This is a genomic window from Paraciimarium castrense LEGE 11436 (genome assembly GCF_056633055.1).
Genome location: NZ_JBSJOW010000011.1, coordinates 1 through 9,989, shown reverse-complemented (window position 1 = coordinate 9,989; position 9,989 = coordinate 1). Strand labels below are relative to the sequence as shown.

Genomic DNA, 9,989 nt, shown 5'->3' with positions numbered 1-9,989 from the left:
CCATTGCGTCGTCCCTTCCGGCTGTTGGCCCTGTTTCTGGCCCTGCTCACCTGGGGGCTGACCCTGCTGGGCCATGGCAGTGGCATGGCGGCCCTTGCCCAGGCCAACAGCACCAGGCCCGAGCTGCGGGGCGTGTGGCTTACCGCCAACGACATGCCCGTGCTGCGCGATCGCCAGCGGATGACGGAGGCCGTGGCCCAGCTGGCGGCCCTCCAGTTCAACACCCTCTACCCGGTGGTCTGGAACGGCGCCATCGCCTACTACCCCAGCCAGGTGGTACAGGAGCGCCAGCTGCAGACCTTCACCTACCTGGGGCTCCAGGGCCAGGACGTGCTGGGCGAGCTGATCGCCGAGGGCAAGCGGCAGGGGGTGCTGGTGATTCCCTGGTTCGAGTTCGGCTTCATGGCCCCCAAGGATTCGGTGCTGGCCCGCCGCCACCCCGACTGGCTCACCCGCAAGCAGGACGGCGGCATGACCTCGATCAGCGCCGCGGGGGAGGTGGCCTGGCTCAATCCCTTCCGGCCTGAGGTGCAGCAGCTGATCACCGACCTGGTGGTGGAGGTGGTGGGCCGCTACGGCGCCGATGGCATTCAGTTCGACGACCACATGAGCCTGCCGAAGGACTTCGGCTACGACCCCTTCACCCTGGCGCTCTACCGCAAGGAAACGGGCCGAGCCGCTCCGGCTAATCCGGCTGACGGGGCCTGGGTGAAGTGGCGCGCCGACAAGATCACAGCCTTCATGGAGCGGCTCACCAAGGAGGTGAGGCGGGTGCGGCCCGGGGCTGTGATCTCGGTGTCGCCGAACTACTACGCCTTTGCCTACAAGCTGCAGCTGCAGGACTGGCTCGCCTGGGTACGGCGGGGGCTGGTGGATGAGCTGCTGGTGCAGATCTACCGCCCAGACCTGGAGGCCTACTTGCCCCATCTGGGGAGGGCGGAGGTGATCGAGGCCAGGGCCAGGATCCCCACGGCGATCGCGATCATGAGCGGCCAGCGCAACCGCCCGGCCCCCCTGCCCCTGCTGGAGGAGAAGGTGCGGGCCAACCGCAGTCAGGGTCTCGGGGTGGCCTTCTTCTATTTCGAAAGCCTCTGGAACCTGGGGCCCGAGTCTCCCGACCAGCGCAAGGCCGAGCTGGGGCGCTGGTTTGCCGCGCCGGCGCCGCGCCGGACTGCCGCTGCCCCCACCGCCCGGCCAGCCCAGGCGCCCCCGCGACGGCTGCCCGCACCGCCACCTCCACTACCCAGCCTGCCGTCGGCTTCGGGTTGAATGCGGCCAGCCTGAAGTGAGTACCCCATGCCCGATGCCGTTGATGAGGCCCAGTGGTTCAAGGTGCTGCTGGCGGTCCGCTGGCCCTGTGCCGTGGTGGCCTCCTCCGCCGTGCTCGGTGGGGTGGTGCTGCATGTGCTGAGCAAGCCGATCCCGATTCGGATTGCCATGCCCACGGATCAGCCCCTGCCCGTGCGGGCTGAGGTGAAGGAGCTGGCCCAACCGATCCGGGTGGAGCAGCTCAACGAAGCGATTGAGATCAGGGCTCAGGAGGTGCTCACGGTGCGGGGTTCCGTGGGCATCGACACCAGGACCCCCATTCCGATCAGCGGCGAACCGCGCGTGGTGGTGACCAACCCGGTGGAGGTGAAGGCCAGCGCGCCCCTGGCGGTGCAGGGCGATGTGGCTGTGAAGGCGGCCGAACCCCTGCCGGTTCAGGCTTCGGTGGATGTGAGTGCCTCTGAGCCTTTGGCCGTGAAGGGCGCCGTGGAAGTGACCACCCCTGACCCCCTCAAGGTCACCACCGAGGTGACCCTCGACACCGATGAAAAGCCGATCCAGGTGCAGGTGAAGGATGGCCTGATGGGCATCTTCTGAACGGGGGAGGCCCCAGTCCCAGCCCTACCTGGCCAGGGAAGCCGGCTAACGGATTTGAACCGATGACCTTCGCTTTACAAAAGCGCTGCTCTACCGCTGAGCTAAGCCGGCATGGGTCCTGGCCAGGTGTGCAGACCAGGCTGAAGTTACACGGGGGAAGCAGCTTTCCCCGCACCCTCAGCCTCAGCTGCTGCTGAGGGCCCAGATCAGCAGCTGGGTGCGGCTGCAGCAGCCACTCTTGGCCAGCAAATGGGAGATGTGGCTCTCCACCGTGCGCACGCTCAGCACCAGGGCAGCGGCGATCTCCCGGTTGCTGTAGCCGCGGCACACCAGGCCAAGCACCTTCGACTCAGCGGGAGTCGGGGGCGTCAGCTGCGCATTGAGGGAAACCATGGCCAGGCGGCGATCCGCAGCTGGGGATGGCTCAGGATTGCCACAGCCCCGGCTGATCCCTCAGGAGGGCGTTTCGGCGCTCGAAGTGGGGCCGCTGGTGCTGGGGGGCGCCAGGGGCAGGGGGCGCGTGCCCTTGATCGGCAGGTTGGCCACCAGGGCCGTGACCCGGTCTTCGGTTTCGAGGCTCACATCCCCTTCGCTCATGTCGATCTCCACGTAGCGGCTCACCACGTCGAGGATTTCGCGCCGCATCTGCTGCAGCAGTTCCGGGTTGAGGTCGCTGCGGTCGTGGGCGAGCACGAGTTGCAGCCGCTGCCGCGCCGTGGGGGCACTGGCCGGTTCCCGACCCAGCAGCTTGTTGATCAGATCGCGCAGGGTCATCGGCTCAGAAGATCTTGGTTTGCATCAGGCGGCCGATCTTGGCCCTGAGGCCCTGGCGTTCCTTGGAGGGGTCGATCAGCGGCACGTCCTCCCCCTGCAGGCGCCGGGCGATGTTGGTGTAGGCCCTGGCGGCCGGCGAGGGGTTGTCGCTGAGGGTCAGCGGCTCGCCCCGGTTGGTGGATACGATCACCTGCTCGTCTTCCAGCACCAGCCCCAGCAGCGGCAGGGCCAGGATGTCGGTCACGTCGTCCACGGCCAGCATCTCCTGGCTGGCCATCATCTTGGGCCGCACCCGGTTGAGCACCAGTTGGGTGGGCTTGACCGCCTCGGAGTTGAGCAGGCCGATCACGCGGTCGGCATCCCGCACCGCCGACACCTCCGGCGTGGTGATCACAATGGCCTCCTGGGCGGCGGCCATGGCGTTGCGGAAGCCACCTTCGATGCCAGCCGGGGCGTCGATCAGCACGTAGTCGGCGGTTTCGCCCACCATGGTGGCGATCGCCTGCATGTCTTCGGGCTTGAGCCACTCGAGCATGCGGGGGTCGCCGGCCGGCAGCAAGGCCAGGTTCGGCTGCAGCTTGTGCTTCACCAGAGCCTGCTCCAGGCGGCAACGCTCGGAGAGCACGTCCTGGGCGGTGTAGATGATCCGGTTTTCCAGGCCGAGCAGCAGATCGAGGTTGCGCAGCCCGAAATCGGCATCCAGCACGGCTGTCCTGGCGCCGAGCTTGGCCAGGGCGATGCCGAGGTTGGCCGTGAGGGTGGTTTTCCCCACGCCCCCCTTGCCGGAGCAGATCACGATGAAGCGAGTCGACGCAGGGGGCACGGCAGTGGCTGAGATCGGGGCAGGCTAAGGCCAAACACGCCCTTCACCCCAAGCCCGCCCACCGGGATTCGACGCGTTCAGGGTTGAGGCGTTCGGGCAGGGTTCAAGCAGGCAGGGGCCACTGAGGTGGCGCTGGTTCGAGGCGAATCACTCCCCCCACCAGCCTGGCCTGCTCGGCGAGTCCCTCCGGCGGCCCCTCTTCGGGACCCCGGGCCACGGCCCCGGCGATGCGCAGCTGCAGGGGCCGCAGCTGCAGAGCCACGATCCTGGCGTTGCCATCGCCGCCCGTTCCGGCATGGGCCAGGCCGCGCAGACGGCCCCACACAAGCACGTGGCCGCCGGCACTGAGCCGGGCCCCGGGGTTCACATCCCCCAGCACCAGCAGAGACCCTGCCGCCTGCAGGTGATCGCCGGAGCGAACGGTGCCGCGGTGCACCACCAGTTCGCCCGCTCGTCCCTCCGGCCTGGGACTGTTCGAGCTGGAGTGGCTGGCTGCGGCAGGCCAGGGCGGCCGGGCCTCCAGCCCCAGCCCGGCCGCCGCCACCAGGGTGTGGGGGTTGGTGCTCTGCACGCTCTGCAGCCATAGATCATGCTGACGCAGCAGCTCCTGGAGGGCCCGCAGCCCCCGCGCCGTGAGCTGCCAGCCATTGGCCTCTAGACCTACGGGTCCTGGCCTGGGTGGTCCCTGGAGCAACCCAGCGCTCTCGAGGGCCCGCCCGGCCAGCTCGGGAGGTGAGGCCGCTTGCCCGCTCGGCGGCAACACCAGCCAATGGCTGCTGGCCCCGGAGCCGTCGGGCAGGAACAGGGCAGCGAGGGCCGAAGCGCTCATCAGCTGTCGAGGAACCGCCGCAACTTAGGCGCCACCTCGGCCGGGTGGATCAGCCAGGCCAGCTGCACCGGCTCGCTGAGGCTGTGCACCAGGGGCGAGCGCTGCTCCAGGGCCTGCAGCGTGCGGCCATCCCACAGCCGCAGCCCGCCGGCATAGGGGTGGTAGCCGCGGGTCTGGCGCTGCTCCAGGGCGCAGCAGCCATCAGGATCGAAGCCCGCTTGGCTGGCCAGCGTTCTGGCCTGGGCCAGCAGTTCCAGCTGGCTGCCCCGGTCCCGGCTGGCCACATCGGTGGCCTTCAGCAGCCGCCGCTCCAGCAGCCGCCGGCAGGGGTCGGCCAGCTCCTCGGGCCCCTCCTCCAGCCAGCGCTCCAGGTGGTAACCCGTTCGGATGTCGTCGTTGGCCAGAAAGGAGGCGAGATCGAGGCTGCCCCGCTCCCACAGCCAGCGGCCCATCACCGCATCGGCCCACACCCGCCCCGGGCCCAGCTGGCGGGCCACGCTGATCAGCCGCCGCAGCAGCCAGTTGCACACCACGTTGAGCCGGTGGTTGTAGACGCTGCGGTACATCAGGTTGCGCACCACCAGGTAGTGCTCCACGGCCATCAACCCCTTCGGCTGCACGGCCAGGGCGCCGTCCGGGGCCAGGGTGAGGGCCGCCAGGATCCGCTGCAGATCGAGGCGCCCGTAGCTGGCTCCCGTGCTGTAGCCATCGCGCTGCAGGTAGTCGAGCCGGTCGCAGTCGAGCTGGCTGCTCACCAGGGCCTTGATGGCCTGCACCGGGTAGCGGCCATGCTCCAGCAGGTCGGCCACGGCATCGGCGCAACCCTCGGCATGGCTCTCCAGCAGGCCGCGCAGCTGCGGGTGCTCCCGCACCAGCCGCCCCGACCAGGCCTCGTGGTTGAGTCCATACATCTCCTCGCCGGAGTGGCTCAGCGGGCCATGGCCCACGTCATGCAACAGGGCGGCTGCGTAGAGCACCCCCCGGTGCTCCAGCAGCTCGGGGTGATGGGGGGCCAGCTGGGCCAGGGCCAGTCGCGCCAGGTGCAGCACCCCGAGCGAGTGGGTGAAGCGGCTGAACTCGGCCCCATGGAAGGTGAGATAGGCCGGCCCCAGCTGCCGGATCCGCCGCAGCCGTTGAAAGGGGGCGGTGTCGATCAGGGCGATGGCGAGGGCCTCGGCGGGGTCGCTGCGCTCCAGCCGGATCGCCCCATGCAGGGGATCGTGGTAGGTGCGGCCGCTCATGCCGGGGCCTGGGCCGGGATGAGTTGTTTCAGCAGCAGGTCGGAGGCCTGATCGAGCCAGGCATCGCCATCGCCGCCGGGGTTGAGGGGCTCAGGCGGAGCCAGGGGATAGTCGGGTTCGATGCCCTGGTTCTGGATGTCGCGGCCGCTGGGGGTGAGGTAGCGCGCCACGGTCACCGCCAGGCCGCTGCTGTCCCCGAGGGAGAGCAGGCTCTGAATCAGGCCCTTGCCGAAGGTGCGGCTGCCGGCCAGTTCGCTGCGGCCGTTGTCCTGCAGGGCCCCGGCCAGGATCTCGCTGGCACTGGCGGTGCCGCCGTTCACCAGGGTGAGCATCGGGCCGTCGAACAGCTCGCCAGGGCCTGACTGCACGGGCGAACTCAGCCCGTTGCGGTCTTCGGTCTCCACGATCGGACGGCTGTCGAGCAGTTGGTTGGCCACGGCCAGTCCGGCGCTCACCAGCCCGCCGGAGTTGTTGCGCAGGTCGAGGATCAGCCCTTCGATGTCCTGGTCCACCAGGTCTGTGAGGGCCTGGTGGACCTGCTCGGGCACCGGCTCGGCGAACTGGGTGATGCGCAGATAGCCCACCGTGTGCCCCTCCAGCCGCAGGCGCCGGCTGCGCACCGGCCGCAGGTTCACCTGCCGCCGCTCCAGCGCCACTTCCTGGGGTTGCCCCTGCCGCGCCACCTGCAGCAACACCTGGCTGCCGGCGGAGCCCCGCAGGGCCGCGGCGGTGCCCTCCAGCCCGAGGCTCGCCGTGGGCTGGCCATCCACCGCCAGCAGTTCCATGCCACTGGCCAGGGCCGCCTCGGCGGCGGGGGAATCGTCGAGGGGGGCGATCACCACCACCCGCTGGTCGCCGTCCCGCAGGCCGATCTGGAGGCCCACGCCGGTCACGCTGCCCTGGGTGCTGGAGCGCAGATTGGCGTAGTCCTCCGGGCGCAGCAGACGGGTGTAGGGGTCGCCCAGGGGCGCCAGCATGGCCTCAATCGCTGCATAGGCATCGTCGGAGCTCACGATCGAGCGCTCCAGCGCTTTCTGGCGCAGCCGGCGCCAGCGCACCGCCTCAAAGCGCTGGGGCTCCACATAGCTCTGGTTCACGAGCCGCCAGGCCTCCACCACCAGCTGCTGGGCGTCGCTGAGGGCGATGGCCGGGGCCGGGGCCCAGAGCAGGCTGGCGCTCAGCAGCCAGGCCAGCAGGGCGCTCCAGACCAGGGGCCTGGCGGCTGTGGAAGGCGGCCGTGGCAACGGGCCAGCGGCCTGTCCCCCCCGCTGGGGATCGGCTGGCAGCACCGGCAGGCGTTCAGCGCTCACGGACTCTCGATGGCGGTGCGTAGACTCTCGCAACCCAACCTCCCAGCTGCATGGCGAACACTCCTGCTGGAAAGTCGTCCCCGGTCTACGACTGGTTCGAGGAGCGTCTTGAAATCCAGGCGATCGCCGACGACATCTCGGCAAAATACGTGCCCCCGCACGTCAACATTTTTTACTGCTTGGGCGGCATCACCCTGGTGTGCTTCCTGATCCAGTTCGCGACGGGCTTCGCGATGACGTTTTATTACAAGCCCACCGTGGCTGAGGCCTACGCCTCGGTGCAGTACCTGATGAGCGATGTCAGCTTCGGCTGGCTGATCCGCTCGGTGCACCGCTGGAGTGCCTCGATGATGGTTCTGATGCTGATCCTGCACGTGTTCCGCGTCTACCTCACCGGTGGCTTCAAACGGCCCCGCGAGCTCACCTGGGTCACCGGCGTGACCATGGCCGTGATCACCGTCTCCTTCGGCGTCACCGGCTATTCCCTTCCCTGGGATCAGGTCGGCTACTGGGCCGTCAAGATCGTGAGCGGCGTTCCTGCGGCCGTGCCTGTCGTCGGAGACTTCATGGTGGAGCTGCTGCGCGGTGGTGAGTCGGTGGGCCAGTCCACCCTCACCCGCTTCTACAGCCTGCATACCTTCGTGATGCCCTGGCTGCTGGCAGTGTTCATGCTCATGCACTTCCTGATGATCCGCAAGCAGGGCATCTCCGGCCCGTTGTGACCCTTCGAGACAGCTTGTCTCGCCTGCCTGCCCGGCACCCCTAGCCTCACCTAACACCAGCGATCCCTGCGAGCGGCACCAGCCATGCACATCCTCAAGAAACCAGATCTCACCGATCCAGCCCTGCGCGCCAAGCTCGCCAAGGGAATGGGTCACAACTACTACGGTGAGCCCGCCTGGCCGAACGATCTCCTCTACATGTTTCCGGTGGTGATCCTGGGAACCATCGGCTGCATCGTGGGGCTGTCGGTGCTTGACCCAGCCATGCTCGCCGACAAGGCCGATCCCTTTGCCACCCCTCTGGAGATCCTGCCCGAGTGGTACCTCTACCCGGTGTTCCAGATCCTGCGGGTGGTGCCCAACAAGCTGCTCGGCATTGCCCTGCAGACGATGATCCCCCTGGGCCTGATGTTGATCCCCTTCATCGAGAGCTTCAACAAGTTCCAGAACCCCTTCCGGCGCCCGGTGGCCATGGCCGTGTTCCTGTTCGGCACGGCGTTCACCATCTACCTGGGCATCGGTGCCGCCCTGCCGATCGACAAGTCCCTCACGCTTGGTCTGTTCTGAACCTCAGCTTGGCCTGTTCTGAACCTCAGCCGGTTCTGAATGTCGTTCTAGACATAACGTTCGCCCCATTCAGCTTCTCAGCCGCGACCTTGATCGCGGCTTTTTGCTGGCCATGCTCATCCCTGCCGATGCAGACCGGGCTCCAGATCCAGCAGGGTCACATCCTGGGGTTTGACACGCAGGATGTGGTGCAGGAGCAGGAATCCCACGATCGTCCAGGTCTGGTAGGTGCGGGCCTGCTGGCCTACCCAGGTGCCAGTGGGCCCATCGAAGTATTCCGCCCACTGCTGGCGCGGCAGCTGGTTCAGCTGGCTCCAGTAGCACTCCTCCAGCATCGCCGTCATCTGGCCCATCAGCAGCACGTCGGCTTCGGGATGGCGCTCCCCATGCAGCAGAATGGCGCCGCCCAGGAACCACAGCAGGCACGGCCAGTGGCCGCCGTTGTGGTAACTCCAGGGCCAGTTCTTGGGGTCTGAACCGGTCTTGTTGCGCCACTCATCGGCCTCCATCGGCGGATGGCAGATGCGCATCGGCATCTGGGCCATCAGGTCGGCGCGGTTGTGCAGCACCAGCCGGAACAGCGCCCGTTGCTGCGGCGCCGTGAGCAGCCCGAACAGGCAGGCCAGGGAGTTGCCGAGGCTGTAGAAGCGGAAGTCCGGCCGGCCGGTGCGGATGTTGCCGATCAGGTAGCCGCCACGGTTCTCCAGCCAGTCCTGGAGCCAGGGGGGGATCACCTGGGGCTGCACGTTGAACTCGTTCTCGTGCTGATGGTCGCCGTACTGCTCCGTGGGGCGACGGCGCAGCACCTGCATGGTCTTGCTGGTCACCCAGTAGTGCTTCAACAGGAAGGAGCGCAGATCGTGTTGCCACTGCCGTGTCAGCTCCAGCCGCTGGTCCAGCAGTCGGCTCGTGGAACTCGTCTTGGCCAGCTCCATCAGGTTGCAGCAGCTGCGCAGGCAGCCGAACAACAGCACCTCCACCTCCAGCGGGGCACCCCAGACGTCCATGGGACGGTCAATCATGAAGGCGCAGTCCGGCACGAACAGCACCGGGTTGCCCTCAAAGCTCGGATGCAGCACCAGGTCGAGCAGCAGCTGCACGCCGCGCTGCACCCGCTGGCTCGTGGCGAACTCCACGTCCCGGCTGCGCTTCACATAGAGCCAGCACAGCACGGGCCACCAGAGGCTGGCGTCCACGGAGGTGATGCGTCCGATCGAGCGCTGGCCATAATCCGCCAGCACCTTCCCCTCTGTTTCCACGAAGCTGGTGGGGAAGACGCCTCGGGTCTGGTAACGGGTGCTCTGCAGGTCGAGGCAGACGCTGAGGAAATTGCGCACGATCTCGTAGCGCCCCTGCAACAGCAGGTAAACCATCACCGGCACGTTGTCGCGCAGGAACACTTCGCCGTAGTTGGCTTCGGTGGCCTTGCGCGGATGCTCCAGGGCTGCCACCGATCCCACCAGCTCGCCGCCCACGCGCACAAGGGTGCGCTCGAAGTGGTCGCGGGCCCGGCTCACCACCGCTTCCTCCCGGGAACTGGGACGGACGCGGAGGCGTTCCTGACTGGATTGGGGGGGCATCCAACTGGTGGCGTGGCCCGGAGGCCGGCGTCCTGACCTTAAGCAGCGTGGTGGTGTTGGTCAGCCTTTCGACGCGTTTCCGCAGAACGCCGCCCAGGCCCTGGGCTTGGTCAGTCCAACGCTCGGTGGGGGTGCCGCTTTGCAGGGCAGCAGCGCTTGACAGCCTCGGGAACTGGCATGGTAGGTTCATGTGCTGCACGCCTGAAGCGGAAGCTGAAGCGGGCAGGCTTACAGAGATTGGAGAGCGCCTGCGAGAGCGGTCCTTCGGTGCTGTAGG

The 9,989-nt window shown here is 67.8% G+C and carries 11 protein-coding genes and 1 tRNA gene; 4 read left to right on the top strand and 8 right to left on the bottom strand.

The features are described from left to right. The first annotated feature begins 3 nt into the window (after positions 1-3). Both ACWJIO_RS13525 and ACWJIO_RS13520 read left to right on the top strand, forming a co-directional pair. Positions 4-1,269 carry a family 10 glycosylhydrolase gene (locus ACWJIO_RS13525; RefSeq protein ID WP_480314261.1) on the top strand — a complete coding sequence of 422 codons (1,266 nt, stop codon included), beginning with the start codon at positions 4-6 and terminating at the stop codon, positions 1,267-1,269. 27 nt (positions 1,270-1,296) lie between these two features. Further along, a complete protein-coding gene (locus tag ACWJIO_RS13520) occupies positions 1,297-1,866 on the top strand; it encodes a hypothetical protein (RefSeq protein WP_480314259.1) in 570 nt (189 codons plus the stop codon). Positions 1,867-1,905: 39 nt separating this feature from the next. Here ACWJIO_RS13520 and ACWJIO_RS13515 read toward each other — a convergent pair. From ACWJIO_RS13515 to ctpZ, 7 genes are all read right to left on the bottom strand, one after another. After that, positions 1,906-1,977: transfer RNA gene (locus ACWJIO_RS13515), tRNA-Thr, on the bottom strand. 72 nt (positions 1,978-2,049) lie between these two features. Continuing rightward, a complete protein-coding gene (locus tag ACWJIO_RS13510) occupies positions 2,050-2,259 on the bottom strand; it encodes a response regulator transcription factor (RefSeq protein WP_480314257.1) in 210 nt (69 codons plus the stop codon). A gap of 60 nt (positions 2,260-2,319) precedes the next feature. After that, the gene (gene minE / locus ACWJIO_RS13505) at positions 2,320-2,640 is read right to left on the bottom strand and encodes a cell division topological specificity factor MinE (RefSeq protein ID WP_480314255.1); all 321 of its coding nucleotides are present in this window, start codon (positions 2,638-2,640) and stop codon (positions 2,320-2,322) included. A 4-nt stretch (positions 2,641-2,644) separates the two neighbouring features. Continuing rightward, positions 2,645-3,463 carry a septum site-determining protein MinD gene (minD, locus tag ACWJIO_RS13500; protein WP_480314253.1) on the bottom strand — a complete coding sequence of 273 codons (819 nt, stop codon included), beginning with the start codon at positions 3,461-3,463 and terminating at the stop codon, positions 2,645-2,647. A gap of 103 nt (positions 3,464-3,566) precedes the next feature. Continuing rightward, positions 3,567-4,292 (bottom strand): septum site-determining protein MinC, encoded by a 726-nt coding sequence (locus ACWJIO_RS13495; RefSeq protein WP_480314251.1) that lies wholly within the window; start codon positions 4,290-4,292, stop codon positions 3,567-3,569. Beyond that, on the bottom strand, positions 4,292-5,533 hold the full coding sequence (locus ACWJIO_RS13490) for an HD domain-containing protein (protein ID WP_480314249.1): 1,242 nt from the start codon (positions 5,531-5,533) through the stop codon (positions 4,292-4,294). Before ACWJIO_RS13490 ends, ACWJIO_RS13495 begins: the two co-directional genes overlap by 1 nt. Next, entirely contained in the window at positions 5,530-6,744 is a 1,215-nt protein-coding gene (ctpZ, locus tag ACWJIO_RS13485) for a carboxyl-terminal processing protease CtpZ (protein ID WP_480314301.1), read from the bottom strand. Before ctpZ ends, ACWJIO_RS13490 begins: the two co-directional genes overlap by 4 nt. A 149-nt stretch (positions 6,745-6,893) precedes the next feature. Here ctpZ and petB point away from each other — a divergent pair, with 149 nt between their 5' ends. Together petB and petD are read left to right on the top strand one after the other, a co-directional pair. Next, entirely contained in the window at positions 6,894-7,565 is a 672-nt protein-coding gene (gene petB / locus ACWJIO_RS13480) for a cytochrome b6 (protein WP_186697214.1), read from the top strand. Between the two features lie 84 nt (positions 7,566-7,649). Continuing rightward, positions 7,650-8,132, top strand: coding sequence for a cytochrome b6-f complex subunit IV (gene petD / locus ACWJIO_RS13475; protein WP_186697213.1), 483 nt, complete (start codon positions 7,650-7,652; stop codon positions 8,130-8,132). 116 nt (positions 8,133-8,248) lie between these two features. Here petD and ACWJIO_RS13470 read toward each other — a convergent pair whose 3' ends face one another. Further along, positions 8,249-9,712: a glycoside hydrolase 100 family protein gene (locus ACWJIO_RS13470; protein ID WP_480314246.1), complete on the bottom strand. Its 1,464-nt coding sequence runs from the start codon at positions 9,710-9,712 to the stop codon at positions 8,249-8,251. Positions 9,713-9,989 lie beyond the last annotated feature (277 nt).

Coding starts and splice junctions, on each gene's coding strand:
- ACWJIO_RS13495 (WP_480314251.1), bottom strand. CDS start 4,292: ATGAGCGCTTCGGCCCTCGCTGCCCTGTTCCTGCCCGACGGCTCCGGG.
- ACWJIO_RS13470 (WP_480314246.1), bottom strand. CDS start 9,712: ATGCCCCCCCAATCCAGTCAGGAACGCCTCCGCGTCCGTCCCAGTTCC.
- petD (WP_186697213.1), top strand. CDS start 7,650: ATGCACATCCTCAAGAAACCAGATCTCACCGATCCAGCCCTGCGCGCC.
- minE (WP_480314255.1), bottom strand. CDS start 2,640: ATGACCCTGCGCGATCTGATCAACAAGCTGCTGGGTCGGGAACCGGCC.
- petB (WP_186697214.1), top strand. CDS start 6,894: ATGGCGAACACTCCTGCTGGAAAGTCGTCCCCGGTCTACGACTGGTTC.
- ACWJIO_RS13520 (WP_480314259.1), top strand. CDS start 1,297: ATGCCCGATGCCGTTGATGAGGCCCAGTGGTTCAAGGTGCTGCTGGCG.
- ACWJIO_RS13490 (WP_480314249.1), bottom strand. CDS start 5,533: ATGAGCGGCCGCACCTACCACGATCCCCTGCATGGGGCGATCCGGCTG.
- ACWJIO_RS13510 (WP_480314257.1), bottom strand. CDS start 2,259: ATGGTTTCCCTCAATGCGCAGCTGACGCCCCCGACTCCCGCTGAGTCG.